We start from the raw sequence: 17,087 nt of genomic DNA on the forward strand, positions 1-17,087 counted from the left end.
TATTTCGACCTTTCCGGATTACCCATCCGAAATCAGGGCGCCACAAGGGACTGTTGGTGGCGTATCAGGTTTTCAGGTTCAGTTTGGTCATAAAGAAGTAAACACCCCGGGAGATGAAGCCCATGTGTTGATTGCCATGAACCCGGCAGCAGTGAAAGCCAATGCGCGGTTTATGAAACCTGGTGGAACAATCATTTACGATGCTGATTCTTTTACTCAGAAAAATTTAGATAAAGCCAATTTTGCAACCGACGATCCATTTGGAGAATTGCAGTTGGATGATTACATCAAAATTGCAGTTCCAATTACCAGCCTGACGCGTGAGAGCCTGAAGGATTTTGGAATGGACAATAAATCAGTTCTGCGAAGCAAAAACATGTTTGCGTTGGGGTTGATTTGCTGGATGTTTGGACGTCCGATGGATTATATCGAATCATTCATCAAGACAAAATTTGCCAAAAAACCTACCGTGGTTGAATCGAACCTGAAGATTTTACACGATGGTTTCAACTACGGAATGAATATGCAGCACATGACACCTCAGTATTTGGTGCACGCTGCCGAAATTGAAAAAGGTACTTACCGAAACATCAATGGAAACATTGCTACCGCTTGGGGGATGTTGGCCGCTGCTGAAAAATCAGGTTTAGACCTGTTTTTAGGTTCTTACCCAATTACCCCGGCAACCGACGTGTTGGTGGCTTTAGCTGCTCGCCGCGATTTGGGTGTGAAAACATTTCAGGCCGAAGATGAAATTGCCGGTATATGTACCACCCTTGGTGCTGCCTTTGCCGGTAAATTAGCGGTTACCAGTACTTCAGGCCCGGGGTTGGCGTTGAAATCCGAAGCGATTGGTTTGGCAGTAATGGCCGAGCTTCCGGTGGTCATTGTAAATGTTCAGCGTGGAGGTCCATCGACAGGTTTGCCAACAAAAACGGAACAGTCTGATTTATTGCAGGCGCTTTACGGACGGAATGGCGAAAGCCCGGTTGTTGTCCTGGCTGCCAGCACACCGTCCGACTGCTTTTACTACGCCTACCTATCGTGTAAAATTGCGTTGGAGCGCATGGTGCCAGTCATCTTGTTAACCGATGGTTTCCTTGGAAATGGTAGCGAACCATGGCGTGTTCCAAGCATGTCGGAGCTACCCGAAATTACACCTCGTATTGCAAAAGACAGCAAAGAGTTTAAACCGTATAAACGTGATGAAGACATTTTGGCGCGCGAATGGGCATTCCCGGGAATGGACGGATTCCAGCACCGTATTGGTGGATTGGAGAAGAATGTTGAAGGTGCCGTAAGTCACGATCCGGAAAACCACCACAAGAATACCGAAATCCGTGAAGCGAAAGTTCAGAAAGTTGCAGATATGATTCCTGAATTGGAAGTGTGTGGCGACGAAGAAGGCGAATTATTGGTTGTTGCATGGGGTGGTACTTACGGACACATGATTAGCGCAGTGCGTGAAATGCGTCAGGATGGTAAAAAAGTGAGCCTGGCTCATTTCAACTTTATCAAACCACTTCCTGCAAATACCAAAGAGGTGTTTAGCAAGTTTAAAAAGATTATCGTTTGTGAATTGAACCTCGGACAATTTGTTTCATTCCTACGCGATAAATTACCTGAGTATGAATATCACCAGGTCAATAAGTTGAAAGGATTACCATTTACGGTAACCGAGTTGAAGGAAAACTTTGAAAAATTACTGGAGGAATAAGACATGAGCAATATAGATTTACAATATACATTGAAAGATTTTAAGAGCGAAAACGAAGTTCGCTGGTGTCCCGGTTGTGGTGACTACGCGATTATGAATGCCGTTCAGCGTACCATGGCCGACATGAACGTTCCTCATGAAAAGTTTGCCGTAATTTCCGGTATTGGCTGTTCGTCTCGTTTTCCGTATTATATGAGTACTTATGGATTTCACTCCATTCACGGTCGCGCGGCAGCCATTGCTTCGGGTGTGAAAAGTGCGAATCCTGAGTTGAGCGTTTGGGTGATTACCGGCGATGGTGATTCATTGGCCATTGGTGGAAACCACTTTATCCACACCGTACGTCGTAACATCGACTTGAATGTAATTCTTTTCAATAATAAGATTTACGGATTGACGAAAGGGCAGTATTCACCAACAACTGATCGTGGATTTGTAACGAAAACTTCACCAAACGGAACCATCGAAGATTCATTTGTTCCCGGACAATTGGTGTTGGGTGCACGCGGAACGTTCTTTGCCCGTGCGGTTGATTCAAATGTAAAACACAACCAGCTTGTTTTTGCAGAAGCTGCAAAACATCAGGGAACTTCCATTGTCGAGGTTTTGCAAAATTGTGTCATCTTCAACGACGGGATTCATGCACAGATTGCTGATCCAAAACATCGTGCCGAGCGTCAATTATTTTTGGAGCATGGCAAACCAATGCGTTTTGGGCACGATAACGAAAAAGGTTTGATTGTTGAAAAAGGCCGGCTGAAGGTAGCTGTTATTGGCGAAAATGGTGTGACTGAGGACGACATCCTTGTTCATGATGCTAAAGAAGTAGATCCGTACTTGCACATGCAACTGATCAATATGAGTATGCCCGATTTCCCAATTGCCATGGGAGTTATTCGTGCAGTTGATGCTCCTGTTTACGATCAGGAACTGGAAAAGCAAGTAGCCGAAGTTTCAGCAACACGCAAAATAAACAGTGTTGACGAGTTGTTGAAATCAGGTAATACCTGGGAAGTAGATGAACCAGGAAGTAGCGATCCGGTACCTTTCTTTAAAAAGAAATGTCCTATTCTGGAATAGAAATCATACGACAATATGTTTTTAAAAAGGAGGCTTCGGCTTCCTTTTTTTGTTGGGTCAAGCGGATTTTTCATAATTTCATGGAAAATTCTTTCACATGCAAAATTTAGATGATATCTCCCTTTCATCAATCTACAAGCGCAAAAAGAGCGACCGCGATATTTTTGAAGAGCTAATGCCAACCAAGGTTAAGGAAGTGCTGCTGGTGGCAACCTTGTATGATAGCTATTCCATTGTTCGCGAAGGGCAGTTTACCGACAAGATTTTTGGCGAGTTTCTTCAACTCAATCTCTATACGTATCCGCGTTTTACGAGCGTCAATTCAGAGGCGGATGCACTGACACTGGTCAATGAGCGCGATTTCGATCTCATTATTATTATGGTTGGTGTTGATAAGGATATTCCGGTGAAGATGGCTGATGTCCTGCACGATGCGAATAAGATCATCCCGAAACTTTTGCTGGTGAATAACAATGCCGATTTGCGTTACTTTCAGGAAACAGCGAATCAGTTCGAATCAATCGACCGGGTGTTTGTGTGGAACGGAAATTCCAATGTGTTCATGGCGATGATCAAGTACATTGAAGATAAAAAGAATATCGAAGCCGATATTAAAAACGGTAATGTGAGGGTGCTGTTGTTGGTGGAAGATTCTATTCAGTATTACTCCCGATATTTGCCCATGCTGTACACCAACATCATGACTCAAACGCAAAACCTGGTGCAGGACGAGTCGGCAGATGACTTACACATGATCCTGAAAATGCGCGCCCGGCCAAAGGTTATTTTGGTAAGTACTTACGAAGATGCGATTGAAGTGATTAACAAGTACCGGGATTATTTGCTGAGTGTGATTTCAGATGTGAAATTTTCCCGAAATGGAGTTGATGACGCCGAGGCCGGTGTAGAACTTTTAAAATACGTGAAGCAAATTCTTCGTTTCCCGGTGCCACTATTGCTGCAAAGTCACGACGTGTCGAATGCTGCACGAGCAAAAGAAATTGATGCTGAGTTTATCGATAAAAACTCTGAAAGCTTATCGATGGACATTCATAATTTCATTTATAAGCGATTGGGCTTTGGGAGTTTTGTGTTTAAAGATTTGGCCGGAAATCCAATTATGGTGGCTCGCAACCTTCAGGAATTTCAGGAAATGTTTAAACTGATTCCGGATGAAGCACTTTCGTATCACGGAAAGCGTAATTCTTTTTCCACCTGGCTGATGGCTCGTGGCGAGATCAATATTGCCGAACGATTGTTGCCCTATCGCTTCGAAGACTTTAAAGGTACTGAAAAGCTGCGGAGCTTTTGTTTGCGGGTTTTTGAGGATGTTCGGGTCAAGCAAATGCGGGGGCGCATTATTAATTTTGATCCTGCAATTGTTGACAGCGACCGTTACATCGTCCGCTTGGGGAAAGGATCATTAGGCGGAAAAGGACGTGGAATGGCTTTCATGAGTAATTTTATCGAAAATATCGATTTCAAAAAAATCATTCCTGAGATCAATATCCGCATTCCGGCCACGGCAGTTATCGGAGCCATCGAATTTGATAAATTCTTAGAGCTCAACAACCTTTACGACGAGATATACAGCAACAACGATTACGAACATATTAAAACCATGTTTTTGGATTCGCACCTGAGCGAAGGATTAAAAGCGAAGTTGTTTCGTTATATCGAAGTCATGCAGGGGCCGCTGGCCGTGCGTTCTTCCGGATTGTTCGAAGATTCGCTCCTCCAGCCTTTTTCGGGGGTTTATTCAACTTACCTGTTGCCGAATAATCATCCCGATAAATTTGTTCGTTTCAATCAGTTGGTGAATGCGATCAAGCTGGTTTATGCCAGTATCTTCACCGATTCAGCGGTCGCCTATTTTGATGCCGTAAACTATAAAATTGAAGAGGAAAAGATGGCGGTGATCATCCAAAAAGTGGTGGGGCACGAACACGATAAAAAATATTACCCTTCGATTAGTGGAGTGGCGCAATCGTATAATTATTATCCGGTGGCATACATGGAGCCCGAAGATGGCTTTGCAGTGGCGGCGGTTGGCCTGGGGATGTATGTCGTTGGCGGAGAGCAGGCATTTCGCTTTTGTCCTAAGTATCCAACCATCAACCCAACAACTGTTCGCGATCAGGTACGCGATTCCCAAAAAGAGTTTTATGCGGTAGACATGTCTCATCCCGACGTAAATATAATTGCCGATGGTGAAGATGCAGCCATTACAAAAATCAGGATTCGAAATGCTGACGATGATGATTTTCTGCAGCATTGTGCCTCTGTTTATGATGCTGAGAATGATGATCTCGTTCCGGGGCTCAATATGAAAGGACCGCGTGTCATTGATTTTGCCAATATCTTAAAGTATAACTATGTGCCGTTGGCTGACACCTTGCAGTTTTTGCTTCGCTTGTTCCGTGAAGCGATGGGGTCGCCTGTTGAAATGGAGTATGCCGTCGATTTAAGCAAGGGAGATGGAGGACTACCAACTTTTTACTTATTACAGATAAAACCACTAATCAGGCGGGAAGAAGAATTACATATTGATTTGGGTGAGGTTAACCTGGAAAAGGTCGTGCTTTTTGCCAAACAGGGAATGGGTAATGGCGAGGTGTTTGGTGTTCGCGATGCAATTTTTGTCGATCCTGACAAATTTGATAAAATGCAAACCAAAGCAATTGCTCAGGAAATTCATCACATGAATAAAAAGATGGATGCTGAAGGGAAAGAGTACATCTTGATTGGCCCCGGGCGTTGGGGAACTAAAGACCAGTTTACCGGAATTCCGGTCGTGTGGTCGCAAATATCCAGAGCCCGCATTATTGTGGAAATGGGCTTGCCTGATTTTCCTTTGGATGGTTCCTTGGGATCGCACTTTTTCCACAATGTAACTTCAATGAATGTTGGCTATTTTGCCGTGAAGCACAACTCGGAAGATGAAAAAATCAATATTGATGTGCTAAACAATCAGAAGGTGATTGAGGAGTTGAAATTCGTAAAACACGTGCAGTTTGACCATGACCTGAGCATCTTAATGGATGGGCGTTCCCGACAAGCTTTGATCAAGCAAAATGGGCTGAACGAGTAGTTGTTTTATTTCTCATTTCATTAAAATTTTTAGTTTTCAATTGCATTCGATAGAACTCACGATGAATTTTAATATGCTTGTTTGCGAATTTTTGCATCTTAAAATTCATGTTCGTTTCATACATATACGTAATTTCATCCTACAAAAATGTAGGATTTTCGTGTTCGATAAAATGCTATCTTCTTTGTTTTGAGAGATGTCGTTTTTTCGGAATGGCAATTGTAATTGATGGTCGGAATATATTTGACGATTGAAATTTAGTGAACGTTGAACTGAAAATGAACGATTATGAAGGTATGTATTCCGGTGATGGGACAAAGTTCCCAATTAACCCATTTTTTAGCTGATGATTTCTATAAAGCAAACTTTTATTGCCTGTTTGATATGAACAGCGATCAAACAGTGTATTTTTCCAAGTCGGACTTGATGGAACGCTTTGGATTGGATTTGCGAAAAGACGATGGCGAAGGAGCGATTAAAGCGATTATCAGTCCAAATGTAAGGCCAATGGCCTACAAAATTTTGCACGACAATGAGATTACTGTTTATCGCCCTGATAGCAACCTGGTTGAGGAAAATATCGACCGATTGAAGCGGGGAGAGCTTGCTCTTTACGATCCGGCTGATGTTGAAACTGCATCTTCTTGCGGATCTTCGTGCAGTAGTTGTTCTACAACCGAAAGCTGTTCATCAACCAGTTGTTCTGCTTAGCGACTCAGCTCTACTAAATCACTTTCGAACCAAAACCTGAAAAAAATCGCGAAATAACTTTGTGGAAATTTTAATTGAAAAATTATGACTATTGCATTCCGTCCGTTAGCAGAAGTGAAGATGATGTTGGAAGAAATTGGAAACGATGTTTCTTACGCTTATGATGATCTGGTATTTGTTGAACACACCGCTTTTATGTTTCAGTTTGATGATGAGAATCCAGAGAATTTAAAGCTGTATTTAAATACAGAGGTCGATCAAAAAGAATCAGATGATATCAAAAAGAATTTGGTTGGTGCAGCTCAGAAAAGGAAATTGAAAATTGTTGATTCTGGTTATTTTAAGTTAAAGGAGAAAGACGATACCGAAGAGTTTGATATCCTGTTCTTTCCAAAATAAAGAAAGCCACATGGTCGTCATGCAGCTTTTCTGTTACATATTTTGAGCTAATAATTAGCCTTCGAAGTTGTTGACTCCGGCAGTTTGTGCCTGGCGGTCAACTTTTTTGATCAGTCCTTGCAATACTTTGCCCGGGCCAATTTCAGTAAATAATGTAGCACCATCAGCAATCATATTTTGAGCTGTTTGAGTCCATTTTACCGGAGCAGTGAGCTGCGCGATCAGGTTTTCCTTGATGGTTTCAGGATCAGTAACCGGCTTGGCATCCACGTTTTGGTACACCGCACAAATTGGTTTATTAAAGGTCGTTGCTTTAATGGCAGCTGCCAGTTCTTCGCGAGCAGGTTCCATGAGTGGTGAGTGAAATGCTCCGCCAACAGGTAATTTCAAGGCACGTTTAGCGCCTTTTTCAGTCAGCAGTTCGCATGCTTTGTCAATTCCTGAGATTGAACCGGAAATAACCAATTGCCCGGGGCAGTTATAGTTGGCCGGTACCACAACATCGTCAATTGAGGCACAAACCTCTTCAACAATCGCGTCTTCCAACCCAACAATGGCTGCCATTGTTGAAGGCTCTAGTTCGCAGGCTTTCTGCATGGCTATGGCGCGTTGCGAAACCAATTTTAACCCATCTTCAAAGTTCATCGCACCATTGGCAACCAAGGCTGAAAATTCACCCAATGAGTGGCCGGCAACCATTTCAGGCTTAAATTCTTTCAATGTTTTAGCCAGAATAACCGAGTGCAGAAAAATGGCGGGTTGTGTAACTTTCGTTTGTTTCAGATCGTCGGCTGAGCCTTCGAACATGATATCGGTAATATTGAAACCAAGTATTTCATTGGCTTTATCAAATAGTTCTTTGGCAAGTGGCGAGTTTTCGTACAGGTCTTTTCCCATTCCGGAAAACTGGGCACCTTGCCCTGGAAATACATATGCTTTCATCGTAAAAACATTTAGTTAAAATTTGGCGACAAAGTTAAAACGTTTTTTTACCCACAAAAAGTAATTGCAAGTAATCCACTTCTTTAGCTTATATTTTTCTCTTATCGTGTCGACTATTGAAATTAAATGTTCGATAGTTTCTGTTACTTGTAAAAAGTGGCCAGGTATTCAGTCGTATTCCCCTTATCATCCTTCACCCGAAGTTTTAACTCATGCTTTTGATCAAATTGAAAGCGTTTTTTGTCAAAGTAATAAGTAATCAACGCATTTTTAGCATCGTATTCAAAAAGTACCCAATCGCCATCAATCTGTCCATTGTAGCTGGCGATTCCCGAAAAATCATCGCTTATTTTAAAGCGAATGCGGTTTGGCTCGGTTAACCGGCTGTTGTTGTATATGCTGAGTGGTTTTATTGTCGGTGCAACAGTGTCGACACTGATCGCAAAAGTTCCCAGCTGACGAACGCGTGCTGTTATCCATCCATTTTCATAGTTTCCACCCATCGGCCATTTTCTACCACTCTTTTCGCTAACGGCGGCAATCAATGCTTTGTCCTGAAGTTCTGGAGGAACACCGTCGGCTTTAATTTTTAGCGAATAATGCTGGTGCACCGGATGATGATCATCTTGAACCTGGTATAGTTTTGAGTAGTATAAATTGTTGGCCGGTTTGGTTTCTAAGTCCATATAAAAATCGGAGTAAAAAGTGCCCGGCTCAAAAACTGCTTTCAGTTGCTCTTTTTCAAGTGTCGTTTTTTCCTTATAAGAAATCAGTTGCCCGTTTTTTTCTTTTGGAACAAGGTTCATCTGTTTCGATTGAACCCGAAATGAAAGTGTACTTTTATTGCCGTACGTGTCTGTAATTTCATAATCAATATCATGAACCTCTCCATCCGAAAGATCGACAATTCCTCCATTGATCAGCTCCCGATAATTACTCAGCTTGTTTCCCGGTTCAACCCAACTTTTTTGTAGCCTCCTATAGTTGGTTCGGTAATAATCATAGTCGATATAACTGTTCAAATAACGGGTTTCATCAAAGCTCAGTTCATTCATTTGAAAGGAGTAGATCGCCTTGTTGTCTACTTTTAACTTAATCTCGTAGATGCCACATTTACTCCAGCTTCCGTCAAGGTAATCAATGGTTTGGAGGCCAAAACCAATATTTCCATAAACAGGGACAGTCGGATTTCCTTTTAAATGATAAGCGCCGCCGTAAAAAACTGTTTCAATCAGTGTCTTTTGTGTTTTTCCATACACATGAGAATCGTCCGTTAACGGATAAATTGCAGCTGATAAAATCTTTGGTTTAATCTCATCTTTAATCGGGAAATTGAAAAGCAAGGGATTTAGTGGGTGTTGACTGTCGGTATCGCGTATCTCGAAATGGAGATGTGGTCCACCGGAGCCACCGGTATTTCCACTTAGAGCAATTTGGTCGCCCTTATTTACAGAGAACGTTCCTTCTGGAACAGCTAAGTCAACATCGAATGATTGACGCTCGTATTGAATTTTTTTCGCATATTCCTGAATGTCATCACGAAAGCTCAATAAGTGTCCATAAACGGTGGTTTGCCCATTCGGGTGATCAAGGTAAAGTGCAAGCCCAAATCCGTAGGGCGATATTCTTATTCTCGAAATTTCTCCGTCGGCAGCAGCATATATCGGGAGTCCGGTTTTGCCCTGAGTTTTAATGTCAATGCCCGAGTGAAAGTGGTTGGATCGCAGTTCTCCGAAATTACCCGATAAAATAAGAGGGATGTCAACAGGCGGTCGAAAGTAGTTTCGATCAGGGGCTTGAGCCAATATGATGGATGAAATCAGAACAAAAAATATTAGAAAACGAATTTTCATAAATAGAATCCTTAAGTGTTTGGTGATTAAAACTAGGCAAAGCCAGAATTGTTGTACGGCGGTTTGCATTACGCAAAATAAAACTATCTTCGTATAAACTATTGGGCAAAAATATTAATTTTGTCCTAGAAAGCATGCAGAAATGACCGAGAAGGATCAATATTTAATTGATGAATTTAAGACCCGACTCAGACTGCTAATTGGCAAGCAGAATCGCTTGAAAGATGAAAATAAACAGCTGCGGGATCAGCTGAAAGGCATGCAGGATGAGTTGGATGTCGTTCGCAATGAAAATGAGATTTTGGTCAAAAAGTATGAAAATCTTAAGTTAGCAAAGATTTTTTCTGCTTCGGATGATGAAAAACAGGATGCGAAGCAAGTGTTAAATAAAATAGTGCGGGAAATTGATAAATGTATTGCTCAACTGAATGTGTAGCCAATACAAGAAGAAATGACAGATAAGCTTTCAATAAATATCAACATCGATGGGCGAGTTTACCCATTGACTATTGTTAGGGAAGACGAGGAGAAATACAGGAAAGCTGCGAAAATATTAAATGACATTATTCTTCAATACAGAAAAAAATATGCTGACCACGATTCGAAAGATTTTCTTGCAATGACTGCCTTTCAGTTTGTATTGAAGAATTTGGCGTTGGAAGAACAAGCAGACGATTCTCCTTTTATTGAAGAAATAAAAATACTTAATGAGCAGTTAGGTGATTATTTGTCGATTAACGAGTAGATTATAAATAAGATTGTTGAAGCCCGCTTTTTATTCACTCCCAACAGATTTGCCTTGGGGATGAATGTATTAGCGGGCTTTTTGTTAAACTAAATATATACAGTAATACTTAATTGAAATGGAAATAATATATGCTATTTCCGGGTTCTTGCTAGGCGGAGGGCTTTCCTACTTTTTGTGGGATAAAGCACTAAAAAGCAAGAAAACGAAGATCATAACAGAGGCCGAGGCTGAAGGCGACGTAATAAAAAAAGATAAGATACTTCAGGCAAAAGAGAAGTTCTTACAGTTAAAAACAGAACATGAAAAGTTTATTTATGAGAAGAACAACAAGATTGATTCGGTCGAAAATAAACTAAAACAAAAAGAAAGTGCTTTTTTACAACGTCGGGATGAACTACAACGAAGAGTAAAAGAGTTTGAAACAACCAAAAAAGATGTTGACGTTATTCGCGAGAACCTGACGAACCAGTTGAATGTGGTTCAACAAAAGGAAGATGATCTGGATCGCATGCACAAACAACAGGTTGAGCAGTTGGAAGCGATCTCCGGACTGTCAGCAGAGGAAGCCAAAAGCCAGTTGGTTGAATCATTAAAAGGAGAAGCACAAACTGAAGCCATGTCTTACATTAACGAAATAATGGAAGAGGCTAAACTTACTGCCAACAAAGAGGCAAAGAAAGTTGTGGTGAAAACGATACAGCGAGTGGCAACCGAAACTGCCATTGAAAACTCTGTTACTATTTTCCACATTGAAAGCGATGAAATTAAAGGTCGGATTATTGGTCGTGAAGGACGTAATATCCGCGCATTGGAAGCTGCAACAGGTGTTGAAATTATTGTAGATGATACACCCGAAGCGATTGTGCTTTCAGGTTTCGATCCGGTACGTCGCGAAATTGCCCGTTTGGCTTTACACCAACTGGTAACTGACGGACGTATTCACCCTGCTCGTATTGAGGAGGTTGTTTCGAAAGTGAAAAAGCAGATTGAAGAAGAAATTATTGAAACCGGTAAACGCACCACGATTGACCTCGGAGTACATGGTCTGCATCCTGAGCTGATCCGCATGATCGGTAAAATGAAATATCGTTCGTCGTACGGACAAAACTTATTGCAGCACTCCCGTGAGGTGGCCAATCTTTGTGCGATCATGGCTTCAGAGCTTGGACTAAACACCAAGTGGGCAAAACGTGCCGGCTTGCTTCACGATATTGGTAAAGTGCCGGACGACGAGCCGGAACTTCCACACGCAGTGCTGGGGATGAAGCTAGCTGAGAAATTCAAAGAAAAGCCGGATATCTGCAATGCAATTGGAGCGCACCACGACGAGGTGGAAATGCAAACCATGTTGGCACCAATTGTGCAGGTTTGTGATGCTATTTCAGGTGCCCGACCGGGAGCTCGCCGCGAAGTGGTGGAATCTTATATCAAGCGTTTAAAAGCATTAGAAGATTTGGCGCTTTCGTACCCTGGTGTATTGAAAACTTATGCCATTCAGGCTGGACGCGAATTGCGTGTGATTGTTGGTAGCGAGAAGATTTCTGATAAAGAATCAGAACAACTGTCATTTGATATTGCGAAGCACATCCAGGATGAAATGACTTATCCGGGACAAATTAAGATTACTGTTATCCGCGAATTGCGTGCAGTAAATTATGCGAAATAGTCAATTATTTTTTCGATATAAAAACAGCCCGACTTCGATTGAAGTTGGGCTGTTCTGCTTTGCAGAAAACCGAAAAGTTTACCATCTTTAATGGTCACCACCGGTTAGTTTTCTGAGTGTAACGATTGGATTGATGCTGTTGGAAAATTAGGATTAAAAATTTAGTCAGGCAAGGAGATAAACGTATCTTTGTGTTTCGCAAAAAAGAAAAGAAAAAATGAAACAACGTCCGCTCATATTTATTACCAACGACGATGGAATTCAGGCAAAAGGACTGAAAGAGGTTTCTGATGTGATGCGTCTTTTTGGAGATGTCGTGGTAGTAGCTCCCGAGGTGGCTATGTCGGGGATGTCCAATGCAATTTCGGTTGATCGTCCGTTGCGGGCTTCTAAAGTTGAGGAAGAGGACGGATATATTTCGTATAAGTGCAATGGAACTCCGGTAGATTGCGTGAAGTTGGGATTCAATCATTTGGTAGATCGATTGCCGGATTTTGTTATTTCAGGAATTAACCATGGTTCTAATTCGTCGATAAGTGTAGTGTATTCCGGTACAATGGGAGCTGCCATCGAAGGGTGTTTGCATGGTGTGCCGGCAATCGGATTTTCGTTGTGCGACTATTTGCCGGATGCCGATTTTTCGAAAGCAAAGATGTGGGTTGCCCGTGTTTTTCAATCGGTTTTCGAGCAAGGGTTACCACCTTTTGTTTGCCTGAATGTGAATATCCCCAAGGGAGATGTTGAAGGCATTGAAGTTTGCCGGCAAACCTCAGGCAAGTGGGTGGAAGAACTGGAAAAACGTACCGATCCGCACAACCGTGAGTATTACTGGTTGTCTGGATACTTTAAAAATTTTGAGCCCGATGCTGAAGATACTGACTTGTTTGCCTTAGACAATCAGAAAGTGTCGGTAGTGCCTATTCATGTAGATATGACCTGTCAGGAAACTTTGGAAATAATGAAAAACTGGAAGTTTTAATGAATAACTCAGCATCAAATATCAATCACCTGAAATATGGTTTTTGGCCCGGGCTAATTTTTCCGTTAATCATGTTTCTGATTATGTACCTCGTTCGTTATCACGAAGTCGGGATTCTCGAATATTTGTCAAATCTTTGGCGGTTTCAAATTCTCATCAAATTGATGACTCTGTGTGTCTTGCCCAATCTGCTGCTTTTTCTGGTATTCTTCAAAAAAAAATATGACATGGCAGCTCGCGGTGTTTTAATGGCGACATTCATATATGCTTTTCTGGTAATCATTTCAGTGGCTATTCAATCATTATGAAGTACTATTTTATAGCCGGCGAAGCTTCGGGCGATTTGCATGCCTCCAACCTCATAGCTGAGATTGTAAAGAAGGATTCACAAGCCGAAGTTCGTGGATTTGGTGGCGAGCTAATGGAACAAGCCGGTATGCAGTTAAGCAAACATTATCGCGAAATGGCTTTCATGGGTTTCTTGCCGGTGCTGATGAACCTAAAAACTATTCAACGAAATTTTAAAGCCTGCGAGGAGGATTTATTCGAATTTCAACCGGATGTATTGGTGTTGGTTGATTATCCCGGGTTTAATCTTCGCATGGCTGAATTTGCAAAAAAACATGGCATTCGGGTATTCTACTATATTTCTCCCAAAATATGGATTTGGAAGAAATACCGAATCAAAAAGATCAAGGCTTTTGTTGATGAAATGTTTACCATTCTTCCTTTCGAAACCGAGTTTTATAAAGGGCTAGGTTATGAGGTCAACTATGTTGGCAATCCGTTATTGGATGCAATAAAAGCCAAGCCTGCAAAAACTGATTTTTCCGATTTTATCAATCAAAATAATTTACCGGACAAACCTATCATCGCATTGCTTCCGGGTAGCCGGTTACAGGAAATAAAATCGTTGTTGCCCCGAATGCTGGAAGGTTCAGCCTCTTTTCCGGAATACCAGATTGTGGTAACAGCCGCACCAAATATTGAAGAGCCTGTTTATGAGAAGCTAACTCAGGCTTATCCTGAAGTGCGTGTTTTGCATGACAAAACCTACGAATTAATGCAGCAAGCAGAAGCTGCGGTGTTGGCATCGGGTACCGTTTCGCTGGAAGCCGGTATTTTACGATGCCCGCAAATTGTGTGCTACCGAATGGATGGGGGGACTCTGTTTTATTGGATCGGCCAATATGTTGTTGGAATTACATTGGTGTCGTTGGTAAATCTTATTTTGAAGCGGATGGCCGTGAAAGAATTGTTGCAACACCACTGCACTGTGGCCAATATTTGCAAAGAGCTGAACTTGATTCTGAATAACGCCTCGCATAAAAAACAAATCATGAAAAGCTACGACGAATTAAGCGAAAAATTGGGAGAGCCTGGTGCTTCTGCCCGTGCTGCATCGATGATGATTGATAAATTGAACGAAAAGAATTAATCTTTTTCTATCTTCGTTTGAGCAAAAAGCGAAAGTCAATATGTACAGTTTATTTCGAAAAGAAATCACCAGTTTTTTTGGATCAATAACAGGATACTTAATTGCCTTTGTATTTTTGATTACCAATGGTCTTTTTTTATGGGTGTTCCCCGGCACTTACAATTTATTGGATGCTGGTTATGCTACCCTGGATGGTTATTTTTCATTAGCTCCATGGATTTTCCTTTTTCTGATTCCGGCATTGACCATGCGCTTGTTTGCCGAAGAGAAACGATCCGGCACTCTCGAGATTTTGATCACCAAACCAATATCGTTGTTACAACTCGTTTGGGCAAAATACTTCGCCGGACTTGTGCTCGTATTGCTGTGCTTGCTTCCAACTTTAGTTTATTTCTACTCTATTTACAGTTTGGGTAATCCGGTTGGAAACTGGGATTCCGGTGCGGCATGGGGATCGTTTATAGGCCTGTTTTGTTTGGCTGCTGCCTATGTTGCCATCGGTGTTTTTGCCTCCGCCATTACTGACAATCCGGTGTTTGCGTTCGTAGTTGCTTTGTTCTTGTCGTTTGCTGCTTATCTGGGCTTCGAGTTTGTTGCCTCATTAAACTGGCCATTTTCAGTCAACGGATTTCTAATTGAACTGGGTATCAACGAGCATTACCTGTCCGTTAGTCGGGGAGTGGTGGATTCACGGGATCTGTTTTATTTCATTGCCTTTAGTTTCTTTTTCCTGTTATTAACCAGCGTTTTTTTGCGTCAAAAGCAGACTGCAATTAGTGGTCAGTTGAGAAAAATGGGAATGCTGGTTGTCGGACTTGTTTTGTTGGCTTATATCTCGTCGGTTTGGTTTTTTCGTATCGACCTGACTTCTGAAAAGAGATACAGCTTATCGCCAATTTCGAAGCAGTTTATTAGTCAGCTGGAGTCACCTGTGAAAATTGATATCTTTTTGGAAGGGGAGTTGCCTCCCGGCTTTCGGAAGTTACAGCAAGCGGTCGTCGAAAAAATACAGGATATTAACGCTTATGCCGATTACCAAATTCGCGAAGAATTGATGGATCCGTATGAAATGGTTAGCAATACAGAAGAGCAAAAGCAGTTGTTTGAACGCCTCGTGTCATTAGGACTGAAACCAACTGATTTGCGCTTGCAGCGCGACGAGGGAACGGTAACAAAACTCATTTTCCCGGGAGCAGTCATTCACTATAAAGATTATGAGATCGGTATCAACCTGCTGAAAAATAACCCATCCTTATCGGCCGAACAAAATTTAAATCAGTCGGTTGAAACACTGGAATTTGAACTGATGCGGGCTTTCAAGTTGTTGGTTGACGATTGTCGTCCAACTGTTGCTTTCATGGGTGATCACGGAGAATTGGGAGAGCCGGAAACACGGGATATCCGTCAGGCACTTTCGGAGAATTTTTCGCTTACCGATGTGGTTGCCGATGAGTTGATTCAGGATACCTTGCCTGACGCTGTTGTCATTGCCGATCCTGTTCAGGCCTTTAGCGAAAAGGACAAATTCTACATCGACCAGTATCTGATGCGCGGAGGAAATTTGCTTTGGCTGATTGATCCGGTGCAGGTGAGCTTGGATAGTTTAAGTAGTGGGGAAACAACCATTGCTTTTCCTCGCGACCTGAATCTGAATGATCAGCTGTTTCGATATGGCGTTCGGGTAAATACGGACTTGGTGCAGGACGTGGAGTGCGTCATGATTCCGGTAAATACTGCACCGCTGGGAAGTACACCAAAATATACGCCCGCTCCTTGGTATTATTCGCCTCTGCTCAGCCCGTCGCAATCACACGAGTTAAGTCGCAATCTGAATCGTGTCAAGTCAGAGTTTGTCAGTTCGATTGATACGGTTGGTAAAAATCCGGCTATCAATAAGTCGGTTATTTTGCACACGTCCAATTATTCACGCCGGGTAGAAACTCCTGTTGAGGTGAGTTTGCAAAGTATAAATAGTCCGCCGGCCCGCAGTTTGTTTAGTCAATCGGAACTTGCTGTTGGTGTTTTGTTGGAAGGACAGTTTGCATCGGTGTTTCAAAATAGAATGTTAGGCAATTTCAATACAAAAAATATAGAAGTACTTCCCCAATCAAAACCAGCAAAAATGATTGTGTTGGCTGACGGAAGTCTGATTGCTAACCAGGTTTCCAGGCGCAATGGTCAAATTCAGACGCTTCCTTTGGGCTACGATCGCTATTCGCAGCAAACGTTTGGCAATAAAGCCTTTTTAGTCAACGCCATTAGTTATTTGTGCGACGATGCCGGCATTATGTCGCTGCGGACGCAGGTGTTTAAAATTCGCCTGCTCGATAAGGTTCAAATTCGGGAGCAACGCTTGTTTTGGCAGCTATTAAATGTGGTGGCTCCACTTGTGTTGATCTCCTTATTGGGACTGATTTTCAACATTGTTCGCAGACGGAAATATGGTCGTTAATTACTTTGTAT

The 17,087-nt window shown here is 42.1% G+C and carries 14 protein-coding genes; 12 read left to right on the forward strand and 2 right to left on the reverse strand.

Going from position 1 to position 17,087, the window contains the following annotated elements; translation table 11 throughout:
- The 5 genes from ACTB00_RS12180 to ACTB00_RS12200 all read left to right on the forward strand — a co-directional run.
- The coding region (locus ACTB00_RS12180; protein WP_463300195.1) for a 2-oxoacid:acceptor oxidoreductase subunit alpha at positions 1 to 1,717 on the forward strand (1,717 nt) is incomplete at its 5' end.
- 3 nt (positions 1,718 to 1,720) lie between these two features.
- Complete coding sequence (locus ACTB00_RS12185) at positions 1,721 to 2,797, forward strand: 2-oxoacid:ferredoxin oxidoreductase subunit beta (protein ID WP_463300196.1); 1,077 nt, start codon at positions 1,721 to 1,723, stop codon at positions 2,795 to 2,797.
- 97 nt (positions 2,798 to 2,894) lie between these two features.
- Positions 2,895 to 5,888 (forward strand): PEP/pyruvate-binding domain-containing protein, encoded by a 2,994-nt coding sequence (locus ACTB00_RS12190; protein ID WP_463300197.1) that lies wholly within the window; start codon positions 2,895 to 2,897, stop codon positions 5,886 to 5,888.
- Positions 5,889 to 6,176: 288 nt separating this feature from the next.
- A complete protein-coding gene (locus ACTB00_RS12195; RefSeq protein WP_463300198.1) occupies positions 6,177 to 6,599 on the forward strand; it encodes a NifB/NifX family molybdenum-iron cluster-binding protein in 423 nt (140 codons plus the stop codon).
- Between the two features lie 84 nt (positions 6,600 to 6,683).
- A complete protein-coding gene (locus ACTB00_RS12200) occupies positions 6,684 to 6,998 on the forward strand; it encodes a hypothetical protein (protein ID WP_463300199.1) in 315 nt (104 codons plus the stop codon).
- A gap of 54 nt (positions 6,999 to 7,052) precedes the next feature.
- Here the strand turns inward: ACTB00_RS12200 and fabD are convergent, their stop codons facing one another.
- Both fabD and ACTB00_RS12210 read right to left on the reverse strand, forming a co-directional pair.
- Positions 7,053 to 7,940, reverse strand: coding sequence for an ACP S-malonyltransferase (gene fabD, locus ACTB00_RS12205; RefSeq protein WP_463300200.1), 888 nt, complete (start codon positions 7,938 to 7,940; stop codon positions 7,053 to 7,055).
- Positions 7,941 to 8,083: 143 nt separating this feature from the next.
- The gene (locus ACTB00_RS12210) at positions 8,084 to 9,793 is read right to left on the reverse strand and encodes a M23 family metallopeptidase (RefSeq protein WP_463300201.1); all 1,710 of its coding nucleotides are present in this window, start codon (positions 9,791 to 9,793) and stop codon (positions 8,084 to 8,086) included.
- Positions 9,794 to 9,935: 142 nt separating this feature from the next.
- On the opposite strand from ACTB00_RS12210, the gene ACTB00_RS12215 reads away from it, so the two are divergent.
- From ACTB00_RS12215 to gldG, 7 genes are all read left to right on the forward strand, one after another.
- Positions 9,936 to 10,229: a hypothetical protein gene (locus ACTB00_RS12215; protein WP_463300202.1), complete on the forward strand. Its 294-nt coding sequence runs from the start codon at positions 9,936 to 9,938 to the stop codon at positions 10,227 to 10,229.
- A 15-nt stretch (positions 10,230 to 10,244) separates the two neighbouring features.
- Positions 10,245 to 10,538 carry a cell division protein ZapA gene (locus ACTB00_RS12220; protein ID WP_159519343.1) on the forward strand — a complete coding sequence of 98 codons (294 nt, stop codon included), beginning with the start codon at positions 10,245 to 10,247 and terminating at the stop codon, positions 10,536 to 10,538.
- Between the two features lie 118 nt (positions 10,539 to 10,656).
- Entirely contained in the window at positions 10,657 to 12,207 is a 1,551-nt protein-coding gene (gene rny / locus ACTB00_RS12225) for a ribonuclease Y (protein WP_463300203.1), read from the forward strand.
- A gap of 217 nt (positions 12,208 to 12,424) precedes the next feature.
- The gene (surE, locus tag ACTB00_RS12230) at positions 12,425 to 13,186 is read left to right on the forward strand and encodes a 5'/3'-nucleotidase SurE (RefSeq protein WP_463300204.1); all 762 of its coding nucleotides are present in this window, start codon (positions 12,425 to 12,427) and stop codon (positions 13,184 to 13,186) included.
- On the forward strand, positions 13,186 to 13,494 hold the full coding sequence (locus ACTB00_RS12235; RefSeq protein WP_463300205.1) for a hypothetical protein: 309 nt from the start codon (positions 13,186 to 13,188) through the stop codon (positions 13,492 to 13,494). The genes surE and ACTB00_RS12235 overlap by 1 nt, the downstream gene beginning before the upstream one ends.
- The gene (gene lpxB, locus ACTB00_RS12240) at positions 13,491 to 14,624 is read left to right on the forward strand and encodes a lipid-A-disaccharide synthase (RefSeq protein WP_463300206.1); all 1,134 of its coding nucleotides are present in this window, start codon (positions 13,491 to 13,493) and stop codon (positions 14,622 to 14,624) included. Before ACTB00_RS12235 ends, lpxB begins: the two co-directional genes overlap by 4 nt.
- Positions 14,625 to 14,664: 40 nt before the next feature.
- Entirely contained in the window at positions 14,665 to 17,076 is a 2,412-nt protein-coding gene (gldG, locus tag ACTB00_RS12245) for a gliding motility-associated ABC transporter substrate-binding protein GldG (protein ID WP_463300207.1), read from the forward strand.
- Positions 17,077 to 17,087: the final 11 nt, after the last annotated feature.

It is taken from the genome of Sunxiuqinia sp., assembly GCF_055140945.1.

Bases quoted from the DNA above. Each gene is read 5' to 3' on its own strand.
- ACTB00_RS12185 (WP_463300196.1), top strand. From the start codon at position 1,721: ATGAGCAATATAGATTTACAATATACATTGAAAGATTTTAAGAGCGAA.
- ACTB00_RS12190 (WP_463300197.1), top strand. From the start codon at position 2,895: ATGCAAAATTTAGATGATATCTCCCTTTCATCAATCTACAAGCGCAAA.
- ACTB00_RS12195 (WP_463300198.1), top strand. From the start codon at position 6,177: ATGAAGGTATGTATTCCGGTGATGGGACAAAGTTCCCAATTAACCCAT.
- ACTB00_RS12200 (WP_463300199.1), top strand. From the start codon at position 6,684: ATGACTATTGCATTCCGTCCGTTAGCAGAAGTGAAGATGATGTTGGAA.
- fabD (WP_463300200.1), bottom strand. From the start codon at position 7,940: ATGAAAGCATATGTATTTCCAGGGCAAGGTGCCCAGTTTTCCGGAATG.
- ACTB00_RS12210 (WP_463300201.1), bottom strand. From the start codon at position 9,793: ATGAAAATTCGTTTTCTAATATTTTTTGTTCTGATTTCATCCATCATA.
- ACTB00_RS12215 (WP_463300202.1), top strand. From the start codon at position 9,936: ATGACCGAGAAGGATCAATATTTAATTGATGAATTTAAGACCCGACTC.
- ACTB00_RS12220 (WP_159519343.1), top strand. From the start codon at position 10,245: ATGACAGATAAGCTTTCAATAAATATCAACATCGATGGGCGAGTTTAC.
- rny (WP_463300203.1), top strand. From the start codon at position 10,657: ATGGAAATAATATATGCTATTTCCGGGTTCTTGCTAGGCGGAGGGCTT.
- surE (WP_463300204.1), top strand. From the start codon at position 12,425: ATGAAACAACGTCCGCTCATATTTATTACCAACGACGATGGAATTCAG.
- ACTB00_RS12235 (WP_463300205.1), top strand. From the start codon at position 13,186: ATGAATAACTCAGCATCAAATATCAATCACCTGAAATATGGTTTTTGG.
- lpxB (WP_463300206.1), top strand. From the start codon at position 13,491: ATGAAGTACTATTTTATAGCCGGCGAAGCTTCGGGCGATTTGCATGCC.
- gldG (WP_463300207.1), top strand. From the start codon at position 14,665: ATGTACAGTTTATTTCGAAAAGAAATCACCAGTTTTTTTGGATCAATA.